Here is a 26,386-nt window from a genome sequence, read left to right as displayed (position 1 = left end):
AACCTATAAAAACAAAAACCAAAGCAAAAACGTTTTTGCTTTGGTTTAATTATTTATTTTTGCCCTATAATCTGTATCGGTTTTTTAGGACTAGTCAGTTAGAGATTCTTAATTATTTGATAACTCTTTCTAATACCCATTCAATCATATTTTTTTCTGATTGATGATGATCAGCAGAAAACTCTCCGCGTCTTCTATTCGCAATTACGTTATTAATGGTAACTGCTTTGTGTCCTAAAAGTTTAGACAAACCATAAATCGCAGAAGTTTCCATTTCGAAATTAGTAACGCCTAAATCATTAAGTGTTTCTAAAAATTTATCATCTACAGCTTTTAGACGCAATTGTCTTCCTTGTGGCGCATAGAAACCAGGGAAAGTAGCAGTATTTCCTACGTATTTAGCATCTTTGAAGTAATCGTACTGAGATTCTGTCCATTCAGAAAAATAAAGCATTGGCTTAATTCTTTCGTATGGGAATTTTTCCATGAAATTTCTAGAAAACTCATTTTCGAACTCATAATCTTGGTAAAAATGCATTAATCCATCTAAACCAACAACGTTTTGAGAAACCAACATGTTATCTACTTCCACATCAGGATTTACAGAACCACAAGTTCCTAATCTGAATAACTGAAGAGCAGTATGTTCTGATTTGAATTCTTTTTCTTTTAAATCAATATTCACCAAAGCATCCAGCTCGTTCATCACGATATCGATGTTTTCTGTACCGATTCCGGTAGACATTACCGTAATTCTTTCACCTCTTAAAGTTCCAGTATGCGTGTAGAATTCTCTTTTATTTTTTTGAATTTCGATGGTATCAAAATATTGAGAAACTTTTGGCACTCTGTCTGGATCGCCTACTAATAGAATTTTCTCTGCAATATCTTCTGGTTGAAGATTAAGGTGATAAACGCTTCCGTCTGGATTTAAAACCAATTCTGAAGCAGCAAGTTTATTTAGCATATTTATAATTTTATTTGCTTTCGGCTTTCAGCAATCTGCATTCAGCCAAATTTGTTAATATTCATTTTAATTGCAGAAAGCCAATTGCTGACTGCTGATTGCTTTTTTATCCTCCAACTCTTTTGGTTTTATAGCCCATATCTTGAAGAATTTTCATGATTTTATCACGATTGTCTCCTTGAATCACGATGATTCCGTCTTTTTCTGAGCCGCCAATTCCTAGAGTGGTTTTTATTTTTTTAGAAATTTGTTTCAGTTCTTCTTCTGTTCCTTCGAAACCTTCTATTAAAGTCACAGGTTTACCATTTCTTCCTTTTTTTTCGAATTTACAGATAAGAGGATTCTTCTGCTCAAATTTTTCTTCTGGCATTTCAAAATCTTGTTCCTCGTGTTCTGGGAAAAGGTTTTTTAATTGGTCTCTTAAATCCATATTACTGTTTCAAAAAAAGGAGTGTAAAGTTACAAATTAACTGATAACAGAAAAATTAATATTTAAAAATATTTTAATTACTGATAAATATCGCTTTAAAAAGAATTATTCTATGCCTAGAAATTTCGTAAATTTGCATTATTAAAAAAATACTAAAATGGCTAAAAAAGCAATACTTGCCATTCTTGATGGATGGGGTTTAGGAACGGATAATAAAGTGTCTGCAATTTACCAAGCAAACACACCTTTTATAGATTCTTGTTATACAAAATTTCCACATACCACGCTAGAAGCTTCTGGACTTGCAGTAGGTTTACCAGCAGGACAAATGGGAAATTCTGAAGTAGGACACATGAATTTAGGCGCAGGAAGAGTAGTTTACCAAAATTTGGTAAAACTGAATATGGCGGTAGAAAAAAATACTCTAGGACTAGAGCCAGGAATTCAAATGGCTTTTGAATATGCTAAATTAAATCATAAAAAAGTACATTTTATCGGTTTGGTTTCAGATGGAGGAGTTCATTCTCATATCAATCACTTGAAAGGTTTATTAACTGCAGCTCAAGAATTTGGATTGACAGAAAATGTTTACGTACACGCATTTACAGACGGTAGAGACTGTGATCCTATGTCTGGAAAAGGTTTCATAGAAGATTTACAAAATCACATGAAAATCTCTACCGGAAAATTGGCAACCGTAGTTGGAAGATATTTCGCAATGGATAGAGATAAGAGATGGGAGCGTGTGAAATTAGCTTATGATGCAATGGTAAATGGAGTAGGAGAAATCACCAAAAATCCTGTAGAAGCGATTGAAAAATCTTATGCAGAAGGAGTTACTGATGAGTTTTTAAAACCAATTATCGTTTCAGAAAATAATAATCTTCCTACTGCTAAAATTGAGGAAAATGATGTAGTTTTCTGTTTCAATTTCAGAACAGATAGAGGTAGAGAAATTACAGAAGTGCTTTCTCAACAAGACTTCCCTGATTTTGGAATGAAAAAATTGGATCTTTACTATGTTACTTTAACCAATTATGACGAAAGTTTCCAAAATGTAAAAGTTATCTTTGATGAAGAAGTTTTACAAGAAACAATGGGCGAAGTTCTAGAAAGAGCAGGTAGAACTCAAATTAGAATTGCTGAAACAGAAAAATATCCTCACGTTACTTTCTTCTTTTCTGGAGGTAGAGAAAAAGAATATGTAGGAGAGAGAAGATTGCTTTGTCCGAGTCCAAAAGATGTTGCAACCTATGATTTAAAACCAGAAATGTCTGCTTTTGATATCAGAGATGCTATTTTACCAGAATTAGAAAAAGAATCTGCAGATTTCATTTGTTTAAATTTTGCTAATGCAGATATGGTAGGTCATACTGGAGTTTTCGAAGCGGCTGTAAAAGCTTGTGAAGCGGTAGACAAATGTATAGAGGCAGTAGCAACTACAGCTTATGAACATGGTTATGCTGTTTTCATTTTGGCAGATCACGGAAATTCTGATTATATGATTAATCCTGATGGAAGTCCTAACACACAACACTCTACTAATTTAGTTCCGCTAATTGTGATGGATAAAGACCAAACTTGGAATTTAAAACCTGGCAAATTAGGAGATGTAGCGCCATCTATTTTAAAAGTGATGGGCGTAGAAATTCCTGAAATTATGACAGGAGAAGTTTTAGTCTCTTAAATTAAACAGACTTTTACAAAAAGAAAATAATATTTAAAAAAAGGCTTATTAATAGCCTTTTTTAATTTCATATATTTGTCCAAAAATTCAAACGATATAATATGTTAAGTAGTAAAAAATTAGCTATAGACTTTGATGGGACTATTGTAGAGGATGCTTATCCATCAATTGGAAAACCTAAAATTTTTGCTTTTGAAACCCTTAAAAAATTACAATCAGAAGGTTATAGATTAATTCTTTGGACTTATAGACATGGCAAGTCTTTAGAAGAAGCGGTAGAATTTTGTAGAAAAAATGGAGTAGAATTCTACGCCGTAAACTCTAGTTTCGAAGGTGAAATCTTTGATGATGAAACTCAATCCAGAAAAATAGATGCAGATTTATTTATAGATGATAGAAATTTAGGCGGTTTTCCAGGTTGGGGAGAAATCTATAACATCATCACCGAAAGAATAGAATTCAGAGTAGAAGGAGGCGAAGTTTTAGCTTATTCTAAAATGAAAAAAGAAAAGAAAAGAGGTTTATTTTGGTAAAAAAAAGTTAAATCTCTAATTTCAAATTTATAAAAATGATTATACTTAAAACAATAGAAGAACTCCGTTTAATGCGAGAAAGTGCTCAGCTCGTTTCTAAAACTTTAGGAATGATTGCAGCAGAAATTAAACCGGGAGTTACCACATTACATTTGGATAAATTAGCTCATGATTTTATTAAAGATCATGGCGGTGAACCTGCATTTTTAGGAATGTATGGTTTCCCCAATTCCCTGTGTATTTCTCCCAATGAAGAGGTAGTTCATGGGATTCCAAAAGATATTCCGTTGGAAGAAGGAGACATTCTTTCTGTGGATTGTGGTGTTTACATGAACGGTTTTTATGGTGACCATGCCTATTCTTTCGAAGTGGGAGAAGTAGCACCAGAAACCAAAAAATTACTTCAAGTAACCAAAGAATCACTTTACAAAGGAATAGAACAATGTGTTCGTGGAAAAAGAATAGGAGATATTTCTAATGCTATTCAAACACACTGCGAAAAACATGGTTATGGAGTGGTAAGAGAATTGGTAGGTCACGGTTTGGGTAGAAGTATGCACGAAGATCCTCAAGTTCCTAATTATGGAAGAAAAGGCAGTGGAAAAGTCATCAAAGATGGTCTAGTTGTCGCTATAGAACCTATGGTTAATTTGGGAACACATCAGGTTAAATTCCACAAAGATGGATGGACGGTGACTTCATTAGACAAAACACCTTCTGCACATTTTGAACATGATGTTGCAGTGATTAATGGAAAGCCAGTTTTACTTTCTACCTTCAAATATATTTACGAAGCATTAGGAATTACAAGCAACGAAGAAGAACCATTTACTATGGATTTTTAGAAAATATGAATATCAATTAAAACGGGCTTTTGTCCGTTTTTTTTATGTATAAATACTCCAAAATTTATTTTAAAAAATGAAAAATATTTTTTTAAATTTGGTTTAGAAATTATATGAAGAAACTCGCATCATTTTTATTGAATAAAATTCCAAGACCTATGCTTATTAACCTAAGCATTTTTCTTCGCCCTTTAATCTATCTTTTTTTCAAAGGAAATAAATTCACCGACCCGATTGACGGGAAATCCTACCGTAAATTTTTACCGTATGGTTACGGAAAACAACGTGAAAATGCACTTTCGCCAGGTACTTTAAGCCTTGAACGCCATCGTCAAATGTGGTTGTATCTAAAAAATGAAACCGATTTTTTTACTCAAAATTATAAAGTGCTTCACATTGCTCCAGAGCAAGAATTCTTGAGGAAATTCAAGAAAATGAAGAATTTAGAATACACTTCTGCAGATTTGTTTTCGCCGATTGTAGATGTAAAAGCAGACATTCTAGATTTGCCTTTTGAAGATGAAAGTTTTGATGTTATTTTCTGTAATCATGTTCTAGAACACATTATAGACGACAAAAAAGCGATGAGCGAACTCTATAGAGTGATGAAAAAAGGAGGTTGGGGAATTATGCAAGTTCCCATGAAAAATTCTCTAGAGAAAACATACGAAGATTTTACCATTACAGACCCAAAAGAAAGACAAAAACACTTCGGGCAATACGATCATGTTCGTTGGTATGGAATGGATTATTTCGAAAGGTTAAAATCAGTAGGATTTTCAGTAGATATTAATTTCTATTCTCAAAAATTTTCTGAAGAAGAACAAAAAAGATTCGGATTAAACGTAACCGAAATTTTGCCTGTAGTAAGAAAGTAATTTTAAATTCTTATAAATTGTACAACTTTCGAAATTTTTAAAATAATTCTCGTTCCTTAGGAACGCAATGTTTCAAAGATTCTTTCGCAATGACAATTTTTTCGTTTTAATTATTTCCCAATTCTATTTTCCTTACCTTTGCAAAAAGAAATTTTAAATCTTTTAATCCTTTAATTTTAAGTATATCGAATGCACAAAGCAGGATTTGTAAACATAGTCGGGAAACCAAACGCAGGAAAATCTACATTGCTCAATCAATTGATGGGCGAAAAATTAGCGATTGTGACCCAAAAAGCACAGACAACAAGACACCGTATTTTCGGAATTTATAATGAAGAAGATCTACAAATCGTATTTTCTGATACTCCAGGAGTTCTAGAACCTAAATACGAATTGCAGGAAAAAATGATGGATTTTGTAAAAGATTCTTTACAAGATGCAGACGTTTTCTTGTTCATTGTAGATGTTACGGATAAAGAAGAACCGAATGAATTTTTGGTAGATAAACTGAACAAAATTCCAGTTCCAGTCCTTATTTTACTCAATAAAATAGACATTTCTAATCAAGAAGAGATGCTCGAAAAAGTAGAGTATTGGCATAATAAAATTGAAAAAGCAGAAATTTTACCGATTTCGGCTTTAGAAGGTTTTAATACCGATTTAATTTTGCCAAAATTAAAAGCTTTATTGCCAGAAAATCCGCCTTATTACGACAAAGACCAATACACAGATAAATCTGAACGTTTCTTCGTAAATGAGAATATCAGAGAAAAAATCTTGTTGAATTACGACAAAGAAATTCCATATTCTGTAGAAGTGGTAACAGAAATGTTCAAAGAAAAAGAAGGAATTATCTTTATAGACTCTATTATTTACGTAGAAAGAGACACCCAAAAAGGGATTCTCATCGGTCACAAAGGTGAAGCCATCAAAAAAGTGGGAACCGAAGCCAGAATAGATTTAGAGAAATTCTTTGACAAGAAAATCCACCTTAATCTTTTTGTAAAAGTCAAAAAAGACTGGCGTAAAAACGAAAGAGACCTTAAGAATTTCGGTTACAGATAAAATAAAGACTCAATCATTTTGGTTGAGTTTTTTTATGATAAAAAGACACATCATTTCAGATTTATTTTTTATTTTTGAGAGTCTAAAAATAAAGAGAAAATGAAGAATCTTAATACAACGGGTTACAACAAAACCTTGTTAGATTGGGCGTTATTAGCCATTAGAATTTTTGTAGGATTAGGAATGCTCACTCATGGATTTCCGAAGCTCATGCAACTTCTCGGAGGAAGTCATGATTTCATTAATTTCTTCGGAATCGGTAGCAAAACATCCCTCGTTTTAGCAGTTCTTGCAGAAGTTCTTTGTTCACTTTTCTTAATTTTAGGACTTTTCACCAGATTTGTTTCTATTCCGCTCATTATCACGATGTTAGTTGCGGTTTTTGTGGTTCATGGAAACGATCCTTTTGCCAAACAAGAAATGGCATTGCTCTATTTATTCCACTACATTTTAATATTTGTAGCCGGTCCCGGAAGTATTTCCATCGACAGAATGATCAATCGAAAATAAATTCAAAGGCGCTTCTAGCGTCTTTTTTATGGCGCTTTAACACGCTGTCCGCTGTATCTTTTTTAAATTTTGGTTCTCTCTTTTAGGAGAGTCAGTGAGGAAAAAATTTAAAAAAGGATGCCGCTTCCATCGTTAGCGCAAATGCAGAAATCTTCAGAAATTTCAGGAAAAATTGTAACTTTCAAATCAATTTATCCACTAATCATTAAGATTTAGAATCTAAAATTTATAATCTATAATTTGAAAAATATGAGATCTATCAAAATTTCTGTTTTATTTCTCGCTTTATCCATTTGTGGATTTTCGCAAGAAAATTTAACCTACCAAAAACCTTCCGCCGAAATTCTTCAACTCGCTGATTTCCAAAGAACACCTTCTGTTTCTATGAACAGCAAAAAAGACTGGATGGTTTTTTCTTACAGACCTACTTATAAAACGTTAGACGACCTTAACCAAGAAGAAATGAAATTGGCAGGTTTACGTGTAAATCCTGTAACCAATATTTCGAGTTCTGTTACATACATTAGCAATTTAAAGGTTAGAAAATTCAACGAAAAGCAAGAAACACAAGTAATTGGATTACCTCAAAATCCTAAAATTACCAATCTTTCTTGGTCTCCAGACGAAAAAAAATTAGCATTTACCAACACTACAGAAAAAGGAGTAGAACTTTGGATTTTAAATTTAGAAACCAGAACTGCAAAGAAAATCTCAAATGATAATCTTAATGCTAACTTAGGTTCTCCGTTTGTTTGGCTGAAAAACTCTCAGGAATTAATCGTAAGAAAACTTCCGGCAAACAGACCAGCTCTTTTAAATGAGAAGAAAAACCTTCCAACTGGACCAATTGTTTCTAATGCAGACGGAAAAGTTTCACAAAACAGAACATATCAAGATTTGTTAAAAAATCCTATGGATGAAGCCAATTTCGAGACTTTAACAAGAGCAGAACTGGTAAAAATGAATCTTGATGGAGCAGAAACTCCTTATAAATCTGCTGATATTTATGCCGGAATTCAACTTTCGCCAGACGGAAATTATGTGATGATTTCTACCATCAAAAAACCGTTTTCATACATCGTTCCGCTTTCTAGATTCCCGATGACTACTCAAGTTTTTGATTTACAAGGAAATTTAGTAAAAACCGTAAATGATGTTCCATTGAATGAAATTATGCCAAAAGGTTTTTCATCAGTTAGAACAGGAAAAAGAAATATGGCTTGGAGAGCAGATAAACCTGCAAGTTTATATTTTGTAGAAGCTTTAGATGGCGGTGACCAAAGCAAAAAAGCAGAATTCAGAGACGAAATTTTTACTTGGGATGCACCTTTTTCGGCTGAACCAAAATCCTTGATGAAAACCAAACAAAGATTTGCAGGAATTCAATTCGGGAATGAAGAAAATGCTGTTGTAATGGATTCTTGGTATGATACGCGTTCACAAAAAACGTATTTCTTGAATCCAAAAACTGGAGAAAATAAAGAAATTGCCGAAAGAAATTATCAAGATGTGTATGCAGACCCTGGTAATTTCCAAAGCGATAAAAATGAATTCGGACAATATGTAATTTCTATCAAAAATGGAAAAGCACACTTAATTGGTGATGGTTTTACCAAGGATGGTCAGTTTCCTTTTATTGATGAATTTGATTTTAAAACTTTTCAAACCAAGAGATTATACACTTCAAAAACACCCAATGTAAAAGAAGATATTATTGACATTATTGATGCCAATAAAGGAACGGTTTTAGTAACGCAACAGTCTAAAAATCAGTATCCTAATTATTTTGTGAGAAATATTAAAAATAATAAATCAGAAGCGGTAACTCAGTTTGCCAATCCTTTTGCGAGTATTTCTACTATTCATAAAGAAGTCATCAAATATAAGAGAAATGATGGAGTAGAACTGAAAGGAACACTTTATCTACCAGCAAATTATGATTTCAAAAAGAAACCAAAATTGCCACTTTTAGTTTGGGCGTATCCTGAAGAATTTAAAGATAAAGCCACGGCTGGACAAAACACTGCCAATCCAAATGAATTTACCTTCCCAAGTTATGGTTCGTTTATTTATTGGGTGACTAAAGGTTATGCGGTTTTAGATGATGCAAGTTTCCCAATTATTGGGGAAGGAACTACAGAACCGAATGATACTTTTATTCCGCAATTGGTTGCCAATGGAAAAGCTGCAATTGATGCAGTTGACCAATTAGGCTATATCGATAGAAATAGAGTAGCAGTAGGTGGACATTCTTATGGAGCTTTTATGACGGCTAATTTATTGACGCATTCTAATGATTTTGCGTGTGGAATTGCGAGAAGTGGCGCTTATAACAGAACTTTAACGCCTTTTGGTTTCCAAAGTGAACAGCGTAATTATTGGGATGTTCCAGAAATCTACAACGGAATGTCACCATTTATGAACGCTAATAAAATGAAAAAACCAATGCTTTTAGTTCATGGTGAAGCAGATAACAATCCTGGTACATTTACATTGCAAACAGAGCGTTATTTCCAAGCGTTAAAAAACTTGGGAGCACCTGTAAGAATGGTGATTTTACCAAAAGAAGCTCACGGTTATGTTGCTAAAGAAAATATTCTACATTTGCTTTGGGAACAAGACCAATTCTTAGAAAAATGTTTGAAAAAATAAATTTTAAAAGACGCTTTTCAGCGTCTTTTTTATTTTTGAAATAATCTTGAATTTGATAAAATTGTGTAATTTTAAAAAAGTCTAGAATCTCAAATCTGAAATCTAACATCTAACAAATGAATAATCTTTTACCAAAAGACGGCACTGTACATTATTATGGAAAAATTTTCACGGATGAACAAAGTGAAATATATTATGTTAAATTGCTCAATGAAATCAATTGGCAACATGATGTAGTTAAAATTTTTGGTAAAGAAATTATTACCAAAAGAAAAGTTGCTTTTTTAGGAGATGAAGGAATTTCTTATAAATATTCGGGAAAAACTAAAATCGCTGAGAAATTTTTAAATTCGACGAATGTCAATTGGCTAAAATTTATTTTAGAAATAAAATCTACGGTGGAACAAATCTCAGGCGAAAAATTTAATGCGTGTTTATTGAACTATTATCACAATGGATCAGAAGCAATGAGTTGGCATTCTGATAACGAAAAAGAAATTCTCAAGCATTCTGCAATTGCGTCTATAAGTTTCGGAGCAGAAAGAAAATTTGGTTTCAAACATAATTTTAGCAAAGAAGAAATTTCTTTAATGATTGAGAATGGCTCATTACTCATCATGAAAGATGAAACTCAAATCTATTGGAAACACAAGCTTTATACAAATGTTAAAATCACCGATCCAAGAATAAATTTGACATTCAGAACAATTGTAAACGATTAAACATAACATTTCAGTTAATTCCTATAATTTATAAAATGTGAAATAATGTTAAATTGATTTTCAACATTTTACACAAATGTTTTTTAGGGCAAAATTTTGTTTATCGTTGTAAATTTATTTTTCTTTTACAAATTTATATGATTTTTTTTGATATATGCAATAGGGTAGAAGAAAAAAAATAAAAAAAGTTTCATAATTGAATATGAAACTTTTTTCTTTTGGCGTTTGAGCCCGTAACAAATTAGAGTTAAAAATGAGTGGTTAAGGCGTTTGAGCCCTCAAAACAACGTTTAATTTTTGGGTTTTGCTGGAATAAAAAAACCCTTTTCATATTGATTTATGAATGAATTGTTCCGCCTTGCAAATACTCTTATATGAGTCCAATTATTTAAATTTTGGCTTTCTGACAACCATTGAGAAAATTTATAAACATTGCCAACATAATTCTGTTCATAGATTTTAACGTAACGTTGATAATCTTTACCAAGATATTGATATTTAGCAAGTCGATAAACTTCTATTCTGTAGTCAGAATCATTTTTAAATATGTCACTCATTTTTTTGATTTACTTCAAAAGTTTTTCCTTTCTGATTGATTGTTGATTTTGTTTTTTGCTTTAATATTTTTTGTCTAATTAAATCAAATACCAAAGCAATTATTTGAACAACAATAAATAATAGTGTAGGATGATTCTCTATAAAAGTTACAAATGTACCAAACAAAGCAAAGGTATTACTTATCTGATATTTTTCATAGAAACTATGTAACATATTATACTGTTGTTATAGGGGTTACTAATGGATTTATAATGGTTGATACTGGAGAAACATATTGATTCTCACTTGTTAATATTGGAAGAATTGTTTCTTTTAAATCCTGAACTGGTTTAGCGTAATCAACAGTTGATTGTGCAGGAAAGGTAATCGGTGGAGTTGTTCCGGGAGAAACTTTTGCAGATGAAATTATGACTTTTGTGTTTAAAAGTTTGTAAAGGATAATTGCTAAAACTCCGTAAAGTGCGATTTTTAAAATGTTCATTGTTTTATTTTTTTAAGTTAAATTGTTAAGTTTTCTTCTAAAATTATTTCTTGGTCATCTGATAATGTAAACTGAAGATAAATTAAAATAATACCAATATTATTGATGTACAAAGTTGTTTCTGATGATGAAAGATTATCTAAATAAAGAGTAGTTATTTCATAATAAGATTCAAATGAAACACCATCACCTATAGAATAATATAATTGTGATGTATACGTATTTATACGCATATGGTTTCCAGCTACTTCAACAACTGAATATTTTGGATTAACTTCTTCTATAACATCTTGAAATACTTTTTTTTCTAATAATTTTTCAATATTAGGAATTGAAACAAATGAATAATTACCATCAACATCGGGTTCAGATTTAAACATCTGAGAATAGTATGGTTTTTTTACTCTTTGTCCATTATCTTTATAATATTCGAAAAAACCAAGTTGTTTCCTTTCAAATGAATAATTAATAAAATTTTCTTTTGGTTTTAATAAATATGATTCAGAAAGTAAATCAAAAATTTTTTGTTGATAGTTTATATCTTCAAAAGAACTTTCATTTATTGTAATAGGTGAAGAAGACTTTGATTCTAAAGGTAATGGAATAAAGTCAGATTGATTAATTTTTACTGATTCAGAAAGTAAATCAAAAATTTTTTGTTGATAGTTTACATCTTCAAAAGAACTTTCATTTATTGTAATATTACTCATATTAATACTTTTTTGAATTAGTAGTTGTTTCTGTGGTTTTGATTAGAATTTCAGGGAAAAGAAATATAGCTAATGCAATTGCTTGAATTAAAATTGTTGGTTTCATTTTCTTAAGTTTTTTAAATTTCTAAATAAATACCGTTAGAGACACGCTGAACTTTTGTAAAAGTGGTTAAGCCTTTTGAATTCAAATTATTGATAATATTTTCTAAATTATCAATTAATGTAATATTTGAGGCGGTAACGGTTACAGCTTGACAAGTGTTATATAAATTTGTTATCAAACCATTAACTGGCGGTTCATATCCACTTATAACATAAATAGGTTGTTTAAGTGATTCTCTAGCTTTATCTAAGTAAAAAGCAAGTTTTAACCAATTATTAAAATATTTTAAGGGAATTTCAAAGTTTTTGAAGTATTCTTTTGTTTTAAAATAAACTGGTTGATATGTACTGATTTCGTCAGTAATATAGGAAGTTTCAGAAGTTTCTGAAATTGGCAATTTCTTAGCTGAAATAAAATAATAAATTACTGCAACTAGAAAGCCTATTAAAAAAATTATTTTTGGTGTGAATTTTGATTTCATTTTTGTATTAAATTTGAATAATTAAATAATTATATTACCATGAAAAAATTTCTATTCGTTTTGTGTTTTTCTCCTTTGGTTATGTTTTCGCAGTCTGATGATATTTCTAAAAAACAAGCCTATGAATTATTTTTAAAATCAGAATCTAGAAAAATTCTAGAATTGAAAGAAAAAGATTTTGAAAAAATATTTAAAATTGCAAAGTGCATTAAAAAAAATTATGATATTAAGTTTAAAGAAATGAACTTATTCATGGAGAAGGATTTAGAGGATTTTTTATCTACAGATAAAGACCGTTTACAAAGTGGTTTTGGTTTAAGTTCAGCAAGTTACCCAATGTATCACGATGATGGTAAAACAAAAACAGTAACATGCGGAGTGATAAGAACATTTTAAAATAAATTTTAAAGAGCGTACTATTTTAGTACGCTTTTTTTAGTTCTCTTTCAATAACAGCACGACTTTTTTCAATTCCTTTAATTAAATAATAAGCGCCTAAAATCCTTCTAGACCAACCTAAACCAATATTATTCCTATTATAATCTCTAAAGGTTTTATACATTGAAACCATATATTTTTTATAAGTTTCAGCACAATAAGTTAAATCTAAAACACCACGACAAGAGGCTACAATATTTTTGAAAGATATTTTATCAAAATAACCATCACCCATGTTATAAGCAGCTTGTAAAAAAGCATAATATAATTTATTGTTAACAGCATAACCAGAAGAAACTAAATATCTATTAAGTTTTCTAGCTGAATTTTCGACATAGTATTTCAATTGCAAATCGGCAGTTTCTTTACTCCAAACTTCACCCTTATAAACTGGTCTAATTACAGAACCATCTGGACGAAGTAAATTCATAGAGCCCCAACCAGTTGTAAACTTTCCACGTCCTTCAATATCTTTTCCGTATGGGTGCCATGCTTCCCATAATTTTAGAAATGATAAAACGGGAGTCAAATCGGGAATTGAACGACCATCACAAAGAAAAATATTATTTGGTTTTTGAATGGTGCCAGCTTGAGAAAGTAAATTTACGCCAACTATTCCAGACATCCACCCGAAAAATAAAGTTAAAAAATCCATTTTATAAGTATTTTAATTTTTGTTTTTGTTTTTTAAAAAAGCGCAACAGCACAGAGAAAAAGGCTATTGCGCTTCGTGAGAAATAATTAATATAGTATGCAGAAAAAGAGGTTTATTTTTTAGTTTCTTCTTTTTTATTGAAGATGTCAAATTTTCCGTCTTGTTTTCCGTCAAGGACATCCAAGACAAACCAGATGACTGTGATTGCTTTTCTGATTCCTTCACGACTTTTTAAAAGTTCCAATAACTTATTCATTGTTTAAAATTTTAAAGTTTAACGTTTGTTTTTCATGCCTTTTGGCATTGCAAAAGACCAATAACTTTTGTTTGCAGAAATGATACATTTTGTTGTACCCATTTCGAAAAAGAAAATTGATTTTTTCTTGTTATACATTCCGTAATAAGTGGTTTGTCCAGTTGGAGTCTTAACAATGAATCTCCATTTTTCATAACCATCTTTTAATTGTTCGCCATCTTTTGTTGCTTGTTCCAACATTGCAAAGCCATTTAAAGACATAAAACCGAATTTTTTAGTATACTTCCAAGCAAAAAGCCTTTCAAATTTTTCTTTTGGTCCTTGCATTAATTCTATTCGCGCACCATTACGATTTTTGGAATCGTATTTTGTTGAATTTGAATTATTAGATTTTGAATTATTAGAAGGATTGTTATTACCTTGTAAGGCTTTTTGTCTCCAATATTCGGCACGTTCGGCATCTGTATATTGTTTTTTTGACATAATTTTTAGATTTAGAAGTTAATATTATCTTCTTCTAGCTTTTGGCTTCTGAGAATCCATATACAACCAAAAAAAAATTGCACCAAGAACAACAGATAAAGCGTGACCAACTGTTAGGTTGAAGGTTCCATCAGAATTTTTTAGTAGTGAGGTTGAAGTGACACTATTTATTTGTGCCAATAAATTGTTTTCGTTCATTTTGAAAATTTTTAAAATATTAGAAGATTATTTTTTCATAAATTTATAAGCAACCAATCCCGCAATGATTAATAAACCATAGGTTAAAGCGTTATTTTGTTGCGGTGCGTTTGTAGCTGAGGCGCTCCAAATAATTTGACCGTTTTCGTATCTTACCCCCATGTTTCCATCTACTACAGCCTTAAGATTTTGAACTACATCTGTAGTTTGTAAACCAGTTTGTTGTGTAAATTGATTTAGCATTGCAGAATCATTTAATATTTGCTCTGCTTGTGCAGGTGTTAAAGTTGGTGAAGTCGTTTGAGTGTTTACAGTTGGCATTACTGGAGTATTTAAAGGGGTTGAAAAGTTGTATTTAGTGTACTCGTGAGTTCTTTTTGTTTTCACGAAAACGTCTGAAGATTTTTCAGTGGTGTAGTTCGCAGGGAAATTAGGTTTTAAACCGTCGAAGGTTTTTTGATACAAGTCCCTCAAACCTTGTGCGGTTTCTTTGGAACAACCACCAACTTTTGTAATCTCATAATCTAAAGCTGAAATAATAAAAGAAAGATAATTGATAAAATTTTCAAATGATTTTATATCATCTTTTTTAACTAATTCTGATTTTTCTTTTAATTCCTTAGTAAAATAAGTTACAGTTCCTTGGTCATATGCTTGATTTCCGATACACCATTTACCAGATTTCAAGAAATTAGAGATTTGACCAGTAACATCGAAGCCCATAAGAGACTCAAAACCATTAACAATAGGAGAAGCAAAGGGAACGGCGGAAAGACCAGAATCTACTATATTAAGACCATTTGAAGAAGAAGCAGAACCGAAATAATCTGAAATATCTAAAGAACCACCACTGTTATAAGGTAAATTCATAATTAAAGATTTTTGAATTATTAATACTGTACTAAATAAACATTAGTAACTCCGTTTGATTTTACTTCTACAGTTTGATTCAGACCAGTTTGAAGATGTACAAATGTTTCAAATTCTGAATCTATAAATTCTCTTGTTAAGAATATATCACCATCTTTTGGAGTTTCAGAAGCTAGAGAAACTAAATTAGCTTTATCAATGACAACAACGTCTTTGTAATATTCAGTATCAACTTCTTTTACTGTATCGACTTCTACTTTTTTGAAAGTAAAAGGAAGTGTATTGATTTTATCTCCTTTTGATTTTCCTAACTTATTCATTTCGTATTGGAAAGAATCAACAGACTCATCAGCATGAAACTTGATTGTTACTTTTACAGAAACTTGGTCGTTTAGAGCTAAATCAATTCCTTGTTGATTTTGAAACGAAATTGGGATTAATTTTGAAATTTGTTTATCAAAAATAGATGAAACAATCTTTCTTAGGTTGGAAAATGTATCAGAATATAATGAAACATCTGTTTTACCTTTTCTTACTAAATCAACTGAAATGGTAGATTTTTCTAATGGTACATGTTGGCCATTTTTTCTAGCATCATAAGAAATAGATGAACATGCGTCATCAATTGAAAATTGTACGGTTTTATTTACACCGTCAACAATTGCGTAATTTCTAGACATAAAATTTTGTTTTTAATTAATTTTTGTTTGAATTATGAAGCAAAATTATAGTGGTCTGAAAGAGGGTAGGAGAATATTAAACAAAAAAAAACGTTTTAAAGCGATTAAGGAGACTTTAAAACGTTTTTAATGTATTTATATTATTGGTAAGAATTACCAGAAATGGTAATGTTTCTAACTGGCTCATCATAAAATAACTGATACTGTTTAAGTGTGATTTTTTCATTTTCAGGAAGATTGAAATATTCACGAATTATTTTTATGATTTTTATAGCTGAATTTTTGCCACATTGGGACAAAAATTGAACGTCTGCAATTCTCAATTTTGCAGTGGTGAAAATTACTATTTTAGACATGTGGAAAATTTATTTGTAATTGATGATATTGTATTTTATGTATTTGCTTGAAATCTGAAATTGTTTCTTTGATTTCTTTTGAAATTTCGTATAAATAAGAATAAACTTTTTTATAATGGTCCTTAACCCAGCTTTGTAGTTTATAGGAACATTGTTTTAAAATATTTCGAGTTTTACCCTTGAAAACTTTTATAAAATCGGGTGCAGTTTCTGGAAGTTCTACGGGAGTCATGTGTTGGCGCATTTCGTCAACAAAATAAATTTCGTTTTCGTAAAATGTTGGAAAATCTAGTTTTCTCATATCTCTAGAACATCCCCAGCTTTTATACATAACGGGGCGACGATATTTTTCAAAAGTTGATAATTTGTCTAAATCTTCTTTAAACATTTTTTTGCATTTGTCTCTTAATGGTTGCTTTGTCATGTATTTTAAAAGATATGCGTGAACATCATTAATTTTTTCTTTGTTCAATGATTCTACACGTACGGAATTATCAGCTTCTTTGTAACCAATTTTTTTTAATTGTAGATTCCAAAGCCTTTTAACCATATACATATTCAAAAAACAATCAGAAATTAAATGGAAATGTATAACTCCATTTTCTGTTGTTTCTGCACGCCAAAAGTAGTTCTTTAAACGTGGAGCTTTTTTATCAGTGAGTTTTCCATTTTCAATAATAAAATTATCTACTTTTTTTAAATGGTCTATAAAATCGACAAAAGCCTTAACAGTTTCTTTATCTGTGGTATGTTGTTTATCTGATGTAAGGGTAAAAGTTGATAATGTTAAAAGTCGTTGTTGTAATCCAAAATTTGGATTGTAATTTTTTAAAACAGAATTAACGAAGACGCTACAAATTTTTTGTATCTTATTTTGCAAGGTTTTAGAAAGTAAACCATCATAATCCTTTTTAAAATTAGCTTTGTAAGCCTCGTTGTAAGCCATGAACACATTATTAATATTATCAAAATTTTTAAAATCTGCAATCCTTTTGCAGGTTTTAAGTAATGCAGTTTTTGATTGTCTAAGATTTTCTTTAGAAGTTTGATTGTATTTTTTTGAAGGGAATTTTTTGTAATAAACAATTGAGTGTGGTTTTATGATTGCAACGTCTAATATTTGTTCCATAGGTTCTTGGGGAGATAAAAGTAAATTTGGATCAGCGCTACGCTTTTATCCAAATTCACTTTTTGAAGTTTTTAATTAGATTAATTTTGATTGTGTAAAAAAAATTCTTCGGTTAGTCCGATTCTTTTGACTAGCACAAAAGAGAATGATTATGTTTTTTTAAATCTTCTAGAAGATTTTGAAGAAATTTAACACGTGGTTTTACTTTAGCTATTGGAAAAAGAAAAACACAATCTTTTTTTAATAAAATTTCAATATAATTTTGATAAAAATTATCTAATTGAGTTTTTGTAATTAATTTATAAACAAATAGTCTTGATAAAATTTCACAAATACCAGTATACAAAACTTTTTGTAATGTAGGATTTCTGATTTCATTTATTAGAAATTCTGTTATTTCTATGTCGTTAGTTAATTTTTTATGCTGCATTAGATTTAATCTTTAAAGGTTGAAAAGTTGGTTTAGATTCAATTTTATATTGATTATTATTCATTAATTGACATTTTCCAGAATTAAAAAAAATTTCTGAGTTCCTATCATAAAAACAGATAATTGTATTTTGTTGAAGTGGTTTAGGGAAATAGAAAAAACCGTTTTTTGGAGGTGTAGATGTATTATAAATCATGTTTATTTGGTATTAATACAGTAAAAATTGAGAGAATCATTTTCGAATAAATGATTTGAATTTTTAAGAATGTGAGAAAGATTTTCAGAAATTCCTTTTAAATGAAATTGATAAGTTTTAAACTCATTAAATTCTAAAGTGATTAGAATATTTAGCAGTGATTTTATTGTATAAAAAATATCAATTAAAATGTTAGTATAATAGTAAGCAGGTTGATAGTCTTTATTAATTTTTATTTTTTGGAAAAGTGAATCAATATTTTTTATAACTTCGGGCATTTTATAATAATATTGACTATAATCAAATAATTTGCTTTGTAATTGTTTGTAGTAAAATGAAATAACTTCAAAAAATTGGGAGTAACATTTTGAAAGTTGATTTGCAAATTTTGAGACATCAGTTTTAGAAGTAGAAACAAAATGATGATAGATTAAACGAACTTTTGGAGAGACTTCCGAAAAAATTGTTTCAGGTTGGTTTGTTAATCTTATTATATAAGATTGTTTTTGTTTTACAGATGTAAAGTCAGGTAGTGTGTTTTCGATTTTAATTTTAATCTGATACATAATATTAATTTTTAGCGATTAGTAGATATTTACTTTTGCCTATAATTTATATTATGTTAAATTGTAGTTTTAAGACTTCAATATAATTTTAGATTCCTAACCTTCTCATTCCTTTTAATCCATTGAAAGTTTATAATCATTGATGAGAATTCTATAAAGTTGTAAATCGTTTATCGCCATACTTTTACAAGAAAAATAATGAAAAATTTTGTAGTTACTCTTTTGATAAGCATTTCTTTTATTTCTTGTAACAAAAAAGAAACATCTTCATATACCATAATTCCTGAAGATACCATTCATCAGAACTATCCAGAAACTTTTGAGCCAAAAAAAGATACTTTGCAATTTTGTTATCTTTCTGTGGTTGGAAAAGATTCTTTACACCTTTCTTACACTCTTTATCCTACAGATTCTGTAAAAGGAAAAATGAGTTATGATAATTTTGAAAAAGATGGTTCTACTGGAAAAGTGTATGGTATAAAAACTGGTGATACCTTAAAATTAACTTACGACATGTTTTCTGAGGGAATGCATTCTTTAATAGATGTTCGCTTTTTGACAAAAGACAATAAACTTTACGAAGGAATTACTGCTATGAAACAAAAGAACGATTCTACTATGATTATTGTGAATGATAAAAGTGTAGATTTTAAATCTGGAAGAGTTTTATCGCCTGTTAAATGTAAATAATCTTAGTAATTTTTCATGCTATTCTACTCTATTTTAGATGAAATTTTTAATTTTTTCTCTACAATTAGTTGCAGTTTACTTTTTCTATTGGGTATTTTGATACTATGCGAAATCCTCGTATTTTTAGCAAAATTTAAACGCAATGTCATACTATCCTTTAAATAGCATTCCAGATTATTATGGAATTGATGATTTACTTACAGAAGAACATATCTTAATCAGAAACTCTGTAAGAGATTGGGTTCAGTCATTTATTATGCCTCAAATTGATGATGCAGCACAACATCATAAAGACATTCCTAATCTCATGAAAGAATTAGGAGCAATTGGCGCTCTTGGTCCTTATATTCCAGAAGAATATGGAGGTGCTGGTTTAGACCAAATTTCTTACGGATTGATTATGCAAGAGTTAGAACGTAGTGATTCTGCCGTTCGTTCTGCAGCTTCTGTACAGAGTTCTTTAGTAATGTTTCCTATTTTCGAGTTTGGTTCAGAAGTACAAAAACGCAAATATCTTCCAAAATTGGCTTCTGGTGAATTTATCGGTGCATTTGGTTTAACAGAGCCTAATCACGGTTCTAACCCAGGAGGAATGGAAACGCATTACAAAGATATGGGTGATCATTATTTGCTTAACGGTGCTAAAATGTGGATTACCAATGCTCCACTTTGTGATATTGCTGTAGTTTGGGCAAAAGGTGAAGATGGAAAAGTTCGCGGAATGATTGTAGAACGCGGTTACGAAGGTTTTACTACTCCAGAAACTACCAATAAATGGTCTCTCAGAGCTTCTAAAACGGGTGAATTGGTGTTCAATAATGTACGAGTTCCAAAAGAAAATTTATTACCAAATGTAGAAGGTTTGAAAGGTCCTCTTTCTTGTTTAAATTCTGCTCGTTACGGAATTTCTTGGGGAGTAATTGGCGCAGCAATTGATTGTTATTGCACTGCTGTTCAGTATTCTAAAGAAAGAACACAGTTCGGAAAACCGATTGCAAGTTTCCAACTTCAACAGAAAAAATTAGCCGAATTTTTAACAGAAATTACAAAAGCTCAATTGCTTTGCTGGAGATTAGGAACCTTGAAAAATGACCATAAAGCTACTCCAGCTCAAATTTCTATGGCAAAAAGAAATAACGTGAGAATGGCAATTAACATAGCAAGAGAATCTCGTCAAATTCTTGGCGGAATGGGAATTATGGGAGAATTCCCAATGATGAGACACTCTGCCAACTTAGAATCTGTAATTACTTACGAAGGCACTGAAGACGTGCACTTGCTTATCACAGGTCTTGATATCACTGGAATCAACGCATTTTCATAAAAATTATACTTTGTCAAAGCTTTTAAATCTTTGACAAAGTTTTTTTTTGATTTTGGCGTGCCTTTTTTCCACCGCTATTGCCATGCAAAAAAGTCGCGCTTTCCGTTGCAATTCCTCGTTCCAAAGCTTTTGCCAACGCATACTGCGGGATTTCCACTGCTATCGCTCACGCGAAAGGAAAAAAGATATAAATCTGCTCAATCAGCAAAATCTGCGAGAGAAAAATGAATATTAAACAACTTTTTAAAAGACCTACTCTATTTAAAACTATTTCTGTTTTACTTCCTTTATTATTTATTTTTGCAATAATATTGAATAGATCTGTAGAGATTTTTAGAATACATGATAATTTGCATTGGATTTATCAATATGGAAAACTTTCATCATTAATAATTGGATATGGAGTTTTACCAATATCAATTTTAAATTTTTTATTTATTATTTCTGAGCAAGCAGAATTGAAAAATAGATATCTGTGGATTATGATTGGATTTATTCCATTTATATATTTTTTAATAGTATTTTTAAGTTAAATGAAAACCATCAATATACCATTACCTAAAATAGGAGAATCTACTATTGAAGCCAAAATTGTAGAATGGCTGAAAAAACCGGGAGATTTTATCAAACGTGATGAACTTTTTGCCGTAATTGGAACCGACAAAGTAGATTCTGAAATTTTCTCAGAATACGAAGGTACGCTCAAAGAAATTCTCGTAAAAGAAGGCGAAGAAGTTTCTGTAGGAACTCCTATTTGTACGATGGAAGTTGATGATTACATAAATGTCTCTCCTGTCACACTGAGCGCGAAAAGTAGTGAAGCAGTCGAAGTGTCTAATAAAGATTTTTCGACTCCATTACATTCCGCTCAAAATGACAAAGCTCAACTCACACCTCGAAACTCGAAACTCGTATCTTTTCTTTCTCCAGTGGTAAGAAAAATGGCTGCAGAAAACGGTTTGAGTTTAGAAGATTTGCAGAAAATCAATGGAACTGGTGAAAACGGAAGAATCAGAAAACAAGATGTTGAAAATTTTTTAAAATCAAGAAAACAAAAGACTTTCACTCCATTTGTTGAAGAAAAACTTCAACTCAAAGTAGAACTCGGCGAAGCTTTAGAACCACTTTCTAAAATGCGTAAACTCATCGCCGAAAATATGGAAAAATCTTGGCGAAGCATTCCACATGTTACGACTTTTATGGATGTAAATGTGACGAAATTAGTGTCTTATCGTGAAGAAAATAAGGAGAAATTTCTTCAAGAAAATGCGGTTAAATTAACCTATACGCATTTGATTATGAAAGCAGTGATAGATGCAATTAAGGTCTATCCTACTCTAAATTCTTGGTTTAATAATGAAGAATTATTAGAAAAGAAAAACATCAATTTAGGTTTTGCAGCTGCACTTCCTGACGGTAATCTCATCGTTCCGAATATTAAAAATGCGCAGAATTTATCGGTTGTAGACATTGCTCGACAGGTTTCAGAAATAGGAACCAGAGCTAAAAATGGAAAACTAAAACCAGATGATATTCAAGATACTACTTTCACGGTTTCTAATACAGGAATGTTCGGTTCAGAAAGCGGAACGCCTATTATTTCTAGACCGCAAGTTTCAGTTCTCGCTTTAGGAAATATACTGAGAAGAGCTTGGATTATAGAAGAAAACGGCGAAGAGAAAATATTGCCTCAATCGGTGATGACTTTGTCTTTAAGCTATGATCACAGAATTGTAGATGGCGCTCTTGCATCCAAATTCTTAACAGAGATTAAGAAAAATATGGAGCGTTATTAAACGCTCCATTTTATTTGTTGATTATATTTTTTTATCAATTCCAGCTTTCATGAACTTTTTCTGTAAATGGAATTTCGGGATTCAGGATTTCTAGAATTAAGTTTTTTACAGAAACTAAAGAATCTTCAAAATTATCCTCAGTAAATTCTACTTTTTGTACGCCGTTATTCACCTCTGCAAAACTCCAAATTCCTGTTTCTAATTCGCGATTTTTAAACTCATCTATTTGAGAAATACAATATTGATACATGCACAATTGCATCGCTTGTTTGTATTTGTCATCAAAGAAAAGATTTTCAATTTTGTCTTCTTTTATTTTGATTTTTAGGTTTTTAGGCTTTGCGGTTTTATAATCAATGATTCTTAAAGTTCCGTTCAGAATATCAATTCTATCAATAAATCCGTAGAAAATCACTTGATTATTTTCATCAATTTTAAAAGCAATATTCTCAATTTTTCTTTCTAAAGCTACAATTTCCAAAGCATTCCCGTTTTTAACCAACTCTAAATCATAATTCAAAACAGATTCTACTACTCTTTTGGCTATTTGTTTGTGAACGAAATTCATTCCTTTTTCGTAGAATTCTGGTTGATGTTTTAGTCTTTCAATCGCTTTGTCAATTGATTCATCTACTTGTTGAAGTGAAATTTCTAAATCATTAACTTTTAATATTTTACCAATTATTTTTCCGTATAAATATTCTAAAGCATTGTGCACTAAAGTTCCATAATTTCGTTGAGAAAGTTCTTCTTCAATTTCTGTAGTTTCTCTGGTGTTGAGAATTTTATCCAAATAAAAATCAATAGGATTATAAAGATAGGTTACCAAATGTGATGGCGAAACCTTCTGCTTCCATTCTTCTAATTTTTCAAGAACAGCAGGTGTTTTTTCAATCGTAATGGGTTCTTGATTAATCGGTTCGGAAGTGTTTTCGATGATGATATGTTCTATTTTGTGTTGAGATTCCATTTCAATTTGGGTAATGAATCTCGTTTTTTCGCCTGTATTTACGCCAGAACCGAGAGCATTGTAAAGCAAATAAATATTTTTGGCATTTTGTAAAAATCGGTAAAAGTGATAGGCATAAATTCCATCATTTTCTAAGAAAGTATGCAAATTAAACTGCTTTCTTACATCAAACGGAAGATAAGTATTCTGCGAATTTCCGAGCGGTAATTTTCCTTCGTTGGCAGAAAGAAGAATGATATTTTCAAAATTCAACAATCGTGTTTCCAAAAGTCCCATCAATTGTAAACCTTCTAAAGGTTCTCCCACAAAATCTATCGATTCTGAATTAATAAGCTGATTAATCAACACTTCCAATGTTTCGATTTTTACTTGATATTGATATGGAGAAAGTTGATTCTTGATGATGATGAAACTCTTCTCAAAATGAGAAATGTTTTCATATTGCACATTGTCTATTTCATTGTATTTTAAATTTTTACAAAAATCAATTAAAGTATTAAGTAAAGTTTCAGCGTCTTGTTTTTCAAACAAATTATAGAAAGAAAGTCCGTTCAATAATTCGCTTAATTGCTTTTTAGAAATATAAACGATGTTTCTTTCTTCTAAGGTTGCAACGAAGTTTTTGATGATATTTTCGTCTTTAAAATTCTTTGGAAGTTCATCTAAAATCGGCAAAATATCATTGTAATAATACGAAGAAGCATTTTTTTCTAGTTGTTTATGAAGATGAAACAGTTTTTTCATCGCGTTTGAAAATGCCAAATTTTTCAACGGAAAGCCCATTGTAATGTTCAGTTTTTCAACAGATGCGAGAGAATCTAACGTTGCAGGAAGCAAATTTTCATCCAATAAAACTACTGCAGTATTTTGATAATCAGAATTTTCTGTGTGAATTTCTGAAAGAATTTCTGGCAAAACTTTGGTTTGAGCAATATTTCCTGAAACTTCATAAACTTTTATATTTTTAGGTTCAATGAATTCATTTTCAATCCAGTTGAAATCTCTAGAATCATTGAATTCTTTCCAAGTTTTGTATTCGCGGAGAAATTTCCCTGCTTCTTGTCTTTCGTCATGGAAATAGTATTCATCTGCATGAAAGAAAATATCTGCTTTGTCCCATTGTAAAAGCGTTCTGACTAATTTTTCTTCAACTGGAGTAAATGCATTAAACCCAATAAAAACTGCTCTAAGATTGAAATTTTTACAATAATTTTCTAAATTTTCTCTAGTGTAAAGATGAATCATTCCCGAAGTAGCCAATTGCTGTTCCTCTAATTTTTCTTGTAAAAAAGGAAGAAAAGCATTCATTTTTCGCCAAAAATTGAGATTTCTCTTTCTTGCGCCTTCTTCATCGCCCAAATTTTCGCCCCAGTTTTTGATGCGCTCTTCAGCAAGCATCCATTCCAGAATTTCTTTATCATTTCCATGGAATTTCAGCATATCATCCCAATCTTTTTGCAATGTAGGGAACCATTTTAAAAATGTAGCAAGATCTTCATCTTGATAAAGTTGAGTATAGGTTTGATAGGCAAAAAGCCAAAGTGCAATGCCTTTGATTTCTTGTTTTTGGCTTATTTTGTGAACTAATTCATCAATCGTAAAAAACTCTGGGAGGAGCCCGTTATAGTTTTTTTCTTTTAAAATTTCTTTAATAAAAACTACGGGTCTTTTCCCTGGAATTATAAATGAAAAACCCGATAAATCCGAAGATTTTTCGAGTATTTCTGAGATGACTTTTTGTAAAAATTTTTGGTGTAGCATTAGTTTTTATAGCGTTCTAGTTTTTTGAGTTCAGCTTTAATTTCTTCATCTAGCTCATTTTGTTTTTCGGCGTTGGTTCCACGTTTGGTAATTTTATCATAATAGTTTTGATAATCGAGAAATTCGCCATACATTACCTGATAAATCAACTTAAATTTCAGTTGGTAATCTTTCTCCGTTTTTACATTTTCCAGAAATTCTTTTCTCAGTTTTCTAGCGTAAATTTCGGCGATATCAAAATGGCCTTGTTCATGATTGATATTGAGATTTTTGGTCTTAATAGTATGCTTCCAAGATTTGCTTGGGTCAAAAGTAGCATCTATTCTCACCTTCATTTTATTATTGGCTTTGTCTTTAAAAGCGGTGTAACTTAGTCCACAAGAAGAATAACTGACAATGGTGCTGTCACTTTTCATTTTGTTTTCAGATGATTTAAAAAGGCTCCAATTAAGTTTTGTTCCTTCTTTCCAGACTAATTTTTGAGAAAAAACAGTTAAAAAACAAAACAATAAAATAAGGCTAAAAATCTTCTTCATACTACTCTACTACAATTGTTTTCTCAATCCAAATGTTTTGGTTGCTGCTGTCTTTTCCGTTCCAAAATTTGAAAGTGTAAATCCCTTTTTCTTCTGGTCTAAAGTTGAAACCATTTACTCCAACTCTTGTTGCTTGAGTACAAGTTCCGTTAATGGTGTAAGAATAAGCTACCACATTTCTTTCTAAACCATTTCTGATGTAATCATATCCAAAAAAATCATCACAAGCGCTAGGATAAGTAGAATACGTTTTGATGATTTGAATGGTGAAAACATCCATCGTGTCTTGTGCAATTTTCACGCTGTCTATTTTGATGGCTTCTACATTTTGAATTTCATCTTCGTCATTTCTATCACAAGAAACAGCGATAAATCCAGCTAATAAAGCGATTATACTGAGGTTAAAAATTTTCTTCATTGATTTTAG

The 26,386-nt window shown here is 30.8% G+C and carries 33 protein-coding genes; 13 read left to right on the top strand and 20 right to left on the bottom strand.

The genetic code is table 11. The features are described from left to right. Positions 1 to 112: 112 nt before the first annotated feature. Positions 113 to 967, bottom strand: a complete 855-nt coding sequence (locus C3729_RS10505; protein WP_104794098.1) for a nucleoside phosphorylase — start codon at positions 965 to 967, stop codon at positions 113 to 115. A gap of 106 nt (positions 968 to 1,073) precedes the next feature. After that, positions 1,074 to 1,397: a translation initiation factor gene (locus C3729_RS10500; RefSeq protein WP_069797522.1), complete on the bottom strand. Its 324-nt coding sequence runs from the start codon at positions 1,395 to 1,397 to the stop codon at positions 1,074 to 1,076. A 157-nt stretch (positions 1,398 to 1,554) separates the two neighbouring features. Between C3729_RS10500 and gpmI the strand changes: the two genes are divergently transcribed. From gpmI to C3729_RS10460, 8 genes are all read left to right on the top strand, one after another. Next, positions 1,555 to 3,084, top strand: coding sequence for a 2,3-bisphosphoglycerate-independent phosphoglycerate mutase (gene gpmI, locus C3729_RS10495; RefSeq protein ID WP_104794097.1), 1,530 nt, complete (start codon positions 1,555 to 1,557; stop codon positions 3,082 to 3,084). A 101-nt stretch (positions 3,085 to 3,185) separates the two neighbouring features. Then, a complete protein-coding gene (locus tag C3729_RS10490) occupies positions 3,186 to 3,617 on the top strand; it encodes a BT0820 family HAD-type phosphatase (RefSeq protein ID WP_104794096.1) in 432 nt (143 codons plus the stop codon). A gap of 35 nt (positions 3,618 to 3,652) precedes the next feature. Next, complete coding sequence (gene map / locus C3729_RS10485; protein ID WP_104794095.1) at positions 3,653 to 4,462, top strand: type I methionyl aminopeptidase; 810 nt, start codon at positions 3,653 to 3,655, stop codon at positions 4,460 to 4,462. 113 nt (positions 4,463 to 4,575) lie between these two features. Continuing rightward, the gene (locus C3729_RS10480) at positions 4,576 to 5,340 is read left to right on the top strand and encodes a class I SAM-dependent methyltransferase (RefSeq protein ID WP_104794094.1); all 765 of its coding nucleotides are present in this window, start codon (positions 4,576 to 4,578) and stop codon (positions 5,338 to 5,340) included. A gap of 189 nt (positions 5,341 to 5,529) precedes the next feature. Then, positions 5,530 to 6,405, top strand: a complete 876-nt coding sequence (era, locus tag C3729_RS10475; RefSeq protein ID WP_104794093.1) for a GTPase Era — start codon at positions 5,530 to 5,532, stop codon at positions 6,403 to 6,405. Between the two features lie 99 nt (positions 6,406 to 6,504). Then, positions 6,505 to 6,915: a DoxX family protein gene (locus C3729_RS10470; RefSeq protein ID WP_104794092.1), complete on the top strand. Its 411-nt coding sequence runs from the start codon at positions 6,505 to 6,507 to the stop codon at positions 6,913 to 6,915. 249 nt (positions 6,916 to 7,164) lie between these two features. Next, on the top strand, positions 7,165 to 9,567 hold the full coding sequence (locus C3729_RS10465) for an alpha/beta hydrolase family protein (RefSeq protein ID WP_104794091.1): 2,403 nt from the start codon (positions 7,165 to 7,167) through the stop codon (positions 9,565 to 9,567). 116 nt (positions 9,568 to 9,683) lie between these two features. Next, positions 9,684 to 10,289: an alpha-ketoglutarate-dependent dioxygenase AlkB family protein gene (locus tag C3729_RS10460; RefSeq protein ID WP_104794090.1), complete on the top strand. Its 606-nt coding sequence runs from the start codon at positions 9,684 to 9,686 to the stop codon at positions 10,287 to 10,289. 290 nt (positions 10,290 to 10,579) lie between these two features. On the opposite strand, the gene C3729_RS10455 is transcribed toward C3729_RS10460, so the two are convergent. From C3729_RS10455 to C3729_RS10435, 5 genes are all read right to left on the bottom strand, one after another. Then, complete coding sequence (locus tag C3729_RS10455) at positions 10,580 to 10,846, bottom strand: hypothetical protein (protein WP_104794089.1); 267 nt, start codon at positions 10,844 to 10,846, stop codon at positions 10,580 to 10,582. After that, complete coding sequence (locus C3729_RS10450) at positions 10,839 to 11,060, bottom strand: hypothetical protein (RefSeq protein ID WP_104794088.1); 222 nt, start codon at positions 11,058 to 11,060, stop codon at positions 10,839 to 10,841. The genes C3729_RS10455 and C3729_RS10450 overlap by 8 nt, the downstream gene beginning before the upstream one ends. Position 11,061: 1 nt before the next feature. Then, on the bottom strand, positions 11,062 to 11,328 hold the full coding sequence (locus tag C3729_RS10445; protein ID WP_104794087.1) for a hypothetical protein: 267 nt from the start codon (positions 11,326 to 11,328) through the stop codon (positions 11,062 to 11,064). Between the two features lie 17 nt (positions 11,329 to 11,345). After that, complete coding sequence (locus tag C3729_RS10440) at positions 11,346 to 12,038, bottom strand: hypothetical protein (protein WP_104794086.1); 693 nt, start codon at positions 12,036 to 12,038, stop codon at positions 11,346 to 11,348. A gap of 119 nt (positions 12,039 to 12,157) precedes the next feature. After that, positions 12,158 to 12,625, bottom strand: a complete 468-nt coding sequence (locus C3729_RS10435) for a hypothetical protein (RefSeq protein ID WP_104794085.1) — start codon at positions 12,623 to 12,625, stop codon at positions 12,158 to 12,160. A 39-nt stretch (positions 12,626 to 12,664) separates the two neighbouring features. Here C3729_RS10435 and C3729_RS10430 point away from each other — a divergent pair, with 39 nt between their 5' ends. After that, complete coding sequence (locus C3729_RS10430) at positions 12,665 to 13,021, top strand: hypothetical protein (RefSeq protein ID WP_104794084.1); 357 nt, start codon at positions 12,665 to 12,667, stop codon at positions 13,019 to 13,021. A gap of 25 nt (positions 13,022 to 13,046) precedes the next feature. Here C3729_RS10430 and C3729_RS10425 read toward each other — a convergent pair whose 3' ends face one another. From C3729_RS10425 to C3729_RS10385, 10 genes are all read right to left on the bottom strand, one after another. Next, positions 13,047 to 13,718 (bottom strand): glycoside hydrolase family protein, encoded by a 672-nt coding sequence (locus tag C3729_RS10425; RefSeq protein ID WP_104794083.1) that lies wholly within the window; start codon positions 13,716 to 13,718, stop codon positions 13,047 to 13,049. 112 nt (positions 13,719 to 13,830) lie between these two features. Continuing rightward, entirely contained in the window at positions 13,831 to 13,974 is a 144-nt protein-coding gene (locus tag C3729_RS13245; RefSeq protein ID WP_165785765.1) for a hypothetical protein, read from the bottom strand. Positions 13,975 to 13,992: 18 nt separating this feature from the next. After that, the gene (locus C3729_RS10420; protein WP_104794082.1) at positions 13,993 to 14,457 is read right to left on the bottom strand and encodes a hypothetical protein; all 465 of its coding nucleotides are present in this window, start codon (positions 14,455 to 14,457) and stop codon (positions 13,993 to 13,995) included. A gap of 24 nt (positions 14,458 to 14,481) precedes the next feature. Further along, positions 14,482 to 14,655 (bottom strand): hypothetical protein, encoded by a 174-nt coding sequence (locus C3729_RS13240; RefSeq protein WP_165785763.1) that lies wholly within the window; start codon positions 14,653 to 14,655, stop codon positions 14,482 to 14,484. Positions 14,656 to 14,682: 27 nt separating this feature from the next. Then, on the bottom strand, positions 14,683 to 15,525 hold the full coding sequence (locus C3729_RS10415) for a hypothetical protein (protein ID WP_104794081.1): 843 nt from the start codon (positions 15,523 to 15,525) through the stop codon (positions 14,683 to 14,685). A 20-nt stretch (positions 15,526 to 15,545) separates the two neighbouring features. Further along, positions 15,546 to 16,205 (bottom strand): hypothetical protein, encoded by a 660-nt coding sequence (locus tag C3729_RS10410; RefSeq protein ID WP_104794080.1) that lies wholly within the window; start codon positions 16,203 to 16,205, stop codon positions 15,546 to 15,548. A 140-nt stretch (positions 16,206 to 16,345) separates the two neighbouring features. Continuing rightward, positions 16,346 to 16,561 carry a hypothetical protein gene (locus C3729_RS10405; protein WP_104794079.1) on the bottom strand — a complete coding sequence of 72 codons (216 nt, stop codon included), beginning with the start codon at positions 16,559 to 16,561 and terminating at the stop codon, positions 16,346 to 16,348. Further along, positions 16,554 to 17,690 (bottom strand): hypothetical protein, encoded by a 1,137-nt coding sequence (locus tag C3729_RS10400; RefSeq protein WP_104794078.1) that lies wholly within the window; start codon positions 17,688 to 17,690, stop codon positions 16,554 to 16,556. Before C3729_RS10400 ends, C3729_RS10405 begins: the two co-directional genes overlap by 8 nt. Before the next feature lie 130 nt (positions 17,691 to 17,820). Beyond that, positions 17,821 to 18,120, bottom strand: coding sequence for a hypothetical protein (locus tag C3729_RS10395; RefSeq protein ID WP_104794077.1), 300 nt, complete (start codon positions 18,118 to 18,120; stop codon positions 17,821 to 17,823). Positions 18,121 to 18,318: 198 nt separating this feature from the next. Further along, positions 18,319 to 18,882, bottom strand: a complete 564-nt coding sequence (locus C3729_RS10385; RefSeq protein ID WP_104794075.1) for a hypothetical protein — start codon at positions 18,880 to 18,882, stop codon at positions 18,319 to 18,321. Positions 18,883 to 19,080: 198 nt separating this feature from the next. Between C3729_RS10385 and C3729_RS10380 the strand changes: the two genes are divergently transcribed. From C3729_RS10380 to C3729_RS10365, 4 genes are all read left to right on the top strand, one after another. Next, positions 19,081 to 19,572 carry a hypothetical protein gene (locus tag C3729_RS10380; RefSeq protein ID WP_104794074.1) on the top strand — a complete coding sequence of 164 codons (492 nt, stop codon included), beginning with the start codon at positions 19,081 to 19,083 and terminating at the stop codon, positions 19,570 to 19,572. Between the two features lie 142 nt (positions 19,573 to 19,714). Next, positions 19,715 to 20,896, top strand: a complete 1,182-nt coding sequence (locus C3729_RS10375) for an acyl-CoA dehydrogenase family protein (RefSeq protein WP_104794073.1) — start codon at positions 19,715 to 19,717, stop codon at positions 20,894 to 20,896. 224 nt (positions 20,897 to 21,120) lie between these two features. After that, positions 21,121 to 21,429, top strand: a complete 309-nt coding sequence (locus C3729_RS10370) for a hypothetical protein (protein ID WP_104794072.1) — start codon at positions 21,121 to 21,123, stop codon at positions 21,427 to 21,429. Next, the gene (locus C3729_RS10365) at positions 21,430 to 22,692 is read left to right on the top strand and encodes a dihydrolipoamide acetyltransferase family protein (protein WP_104794071.1); all 1,263 of its coding nucleotides are present in this window, start codon (positions 21,430 to 21,432) and stop codon (positions 22,690 to 22,692) included. 34 nt (positions 22,693 to 22,726) lie between these two features. Here C3729_RS10365 and C3729_RS10360 read toward each other — a convergent pair whose 3' ends face one another. The 3 genes from C3729_RS10360 to C3729_RS10350 all read right to left on the bottom strand — a co-directional run bounded on the left by C3729_RS10360 (position 22,727) and on the right by C3729_RS10350 (position 26,377). After that, entirely contained in the window at positions 22,727 to 25,423 is a 2,697-nt protein-coding gene (locus tag C3729_RS10360) for a PD-(D/E)XK nuclease family protein (protein ID WP_104794070.1), read from the bottom strand. Further along, entirely contained in the window at positions 25,423 to 25,839 is a 417-nt protein-coding gene (locus C3729_RS10355) for a DUF922 domain-containing protein (protein WP_133159973.1), read from the bottom strand. The genes C3729_RS10360 and C3729_RS10355 overlap by 1 nt, the downstream gene beginning before the upstream one ends. 121 nt (positions 25,840 to 25,960) lie before the next feature. Continuing rightward, complete coding sequence (locus tag C3729_RS10350) at positions 25,961 to 26,377, bottom strand: hypothetical protein (RefSeq protein ID WP_104794068.1); 417 nt, start codon at positions 26,375 to 26,377, stop codon at positions 25,961 to 25,963. Positions 26,378 to 26,386: the final 9 nt, after the last annotated feature.

This window comes from Cloacibacterium normanense (genome assembly GCF_002943105.1).
Lineage (GTDB): Bacteria > Bacteroidota > Bacteroidia > Flavobacteriales > Weeksellaceae > Cloacibacterium.
The sequence above is the reverse complement of the archived record's forward strand: the minus strand, read 5'-3'. Positions and strand labels throughout refer to the sequence as shown.

Bases quoted from the DNA above. Each gene is read 5' to 3' on its own strand.
- C3729_RS10505 (WP_104794098.1), bottom strand. From the start codon at position 967: ATGCTAAATAAACTTGCTGCTTCAGAATTGGTTTTAAATCCAGACGGA.
- C3729_RS10500 (WP_069797522.1), bottom strand. From the start codon at position 1,397: ATGGATTTAAGAGACCAATTAAAAAACCTTTTCCCAGAACACGAGGAA.
- gpmI (WP_104794097.1), top strand. From the start codon at position 1,555: ATGGCTAAAAAAGCAATACTTGCCATTCTTGATGGATGGGGTTTAGGA.
- C3729_RS10490 (WP_104794096.1), top strand. From the start codon at position 3,186: ATGTTAAGTAGTAAAAAATTAGCTATAGACTTTGATGGGACTATTGTA.
- map (WP_104794095.1), top strand. From the start codon at position 3,653: ATGATTATACTTAAAACAATAGAAGAACTCCGTTTAATGCGAGAAAGT.
- C3729_RS10480 (WP_104794094.1), top strand. From the start codon at position 4,576: ATGAAGAAACTCGCATCATTTTTATTGAATAAAATTCCAAGACCTATG.
- era (WP_104794093.1), top strand. From the start codon at position 5,530: ATGCACAAAGCAGGATTTGTAAACATAGTCGGGAAACCAAACGCAGGA.
- C3729_RS10470 (WP_104794092.1), top strand. From the start codon at position 6,505: ATGAAGAATCTTAATACAACGGGTTACAACAAAACCTTGTTAGATTGG.
- C3729_RS10465 (WP_104794091.1), top strand. From the start codon at position 7,165: ATGAGATCTATCAAAATTTCTGTTTTATTTCTCGCTTTATCCATTTGT.
- C3729_RS10460 (WP_104794090.1), top strand. From the start codon at position 9,684: ATGAATAATCTTTTACCAAAAGACGGCACTGTACATTATTATGGAAAA.
- C3729_RS10455 (WP_104794089.1), bottom strand. From the start codon at position 10,846: ATGAGTGACATATTTAAAAATGATTCTGACTACAGAATAGAAGTTTAT.
- C3729_RS10450 (WP_104794088.1), bottom strand. From the start codon at position 11,060: ATGTTACATAGTTTCTATGAAAAATATCAGATAAGTAATACCTTTGCT.
- C3729_RS10445 (WP_104794087.1), bottom strand. From the start codon at position 11,328: ATGAACATTTTAAAAATCGCACTTTACGGAGTTTTAGCAATTATCCTT.
- C3729_RS10440 (WP_104794086.1), bottom strand. From the start codon at position 12,038: ATGAGTAATATTACAATAAATGAAAGTTCTTTTGAAGATGTAAACTAT.
- C3729_RS10435 (WP_104794085.1), bottom strand. From the start codon at position 12,625: ATGAAATCAAAATTCACACCAAAAATAATTTTTTTAATAGGCTTTCTA.
- C3729_RS10430 (WP_104794084.1), top strand. From the start codon at position 12,665: ATGAAAAAATTTCTATTCGTTTTGTGTTTTTCTCCTTTGGTTATGTTT.
- C3729_RS10425 (WP_104794083.1), bottom strand. From the start codon at position 13,718: ATGGATTTTTTAACTTTATTTTTCGGGTGGATGTCTGGAATAGTTGGC.
- C3729_RS13245 (WP_165785765.1), bottom strand. From the start codon at position 13,974: ATGAATAAGTTATTGGAACTTTTAAAAAGTCGTGAAGGAATCAGAAAA.
- C3729_RS10420 (WP_104794082.1), bottom strand. From the start codon at position 14,457: ATGTCAAAAAAACAATATACAGATGCCGAACGTGCCGAATATTGGAGA.
- C3729_RS13240 (WP_165785763.1), bottom strand. From the start codon at position 14,655: ATGAACGAAAACAATTTATTGGCACAAATAAATAGTGTCACTTCAACC.
- C3729_RS10415 (WP_104794081.1), bottom strand. From the start codon at position 15,525: ATGAATTTACCTTATAACAGTGGTGGTTCTTTAGATATTTCAGATTAT.
- C3729_RS10410 (WP_104794080.1), bottom strand. From the start codon at position 16,205: ATGTCTAGAAATTACGCAATTGTTGACGGTGTAAATAAAACCGTACAA.
- C3729_RS10405 (WP_104794079.1), bottom strand. From the start codon at position 16,561: ATGTCTAAAATAGTAATTTTCACCACTGCAAAATTGAGAATTGCAGAC.
- C3729_RS10400 (WP_104794078.1), bottom strand. From the start codon at position 17,690: ATGGAACAAATATTAGACGTTGCAATCATAAAACCACACTCAATTGTT.
- C3729_RS10395 (WP_104794077.1), bottom strand. From the start codon at position 18,120: ATGCAGCATAAAAAATTAACTAACGACATAGAAATAACAGAATTTCTA.
- C3729_RS10385 (WP_104794075.1), bottom strand. From the start codon at position 18,882: ATGTATCAGATTAAAATTAAAATCGAAAACACACTACCTGACTTTACA.
- C3729_RS10380 (WP_104794074.1), top strand. From the start codon at position 19,081: ATGAAAAATTTTGTAGTTACTCTTTTGATAAGCATTTCTTTTATTTCT.
- C3729_RS10375 (WP_104794073.1), top strand. From the start codon at position 19,715: ATGTCATACTATCCTTTAAATAGCATTCCAGATTATTATGGAATTGAT.
- C3729_RS10370 (WP_104794072.1), top strand. From the start codon at position 21,121: ATGAATATTAAACAACTTTTTAAAAGACCTACTCTATTTAAAACTATT.
- C3729_RS10365 (WP_104794071.1), top strand. From the start codon at position 21,430: ATGAAAACCATCAATATACCATTACCTAAAATAGGAGAATCTACTATT.
- C3729_RS10360 (WP_104794070.1), bottom strand. From the start codon at position 25,423: ATGCTACACCAAAAATTTTTACAAAAAGTCATCTCAGAAATACTCGAA.
- C3729_RS10355 (WP_133159973.1), bottom strand. From the start codon at position 25,839: ATGAAAAGTGACAGCACCATTGTCAGTTATTCTTCTTGTGGACTAAGT.
- C3729_RS10350 (WP_104794068.1), bottom strand. From the start codon at position 26,377: ATGAAGAAAATTTTTAACCTCAGTATAATCGCTTTATTAGCTGGATTT.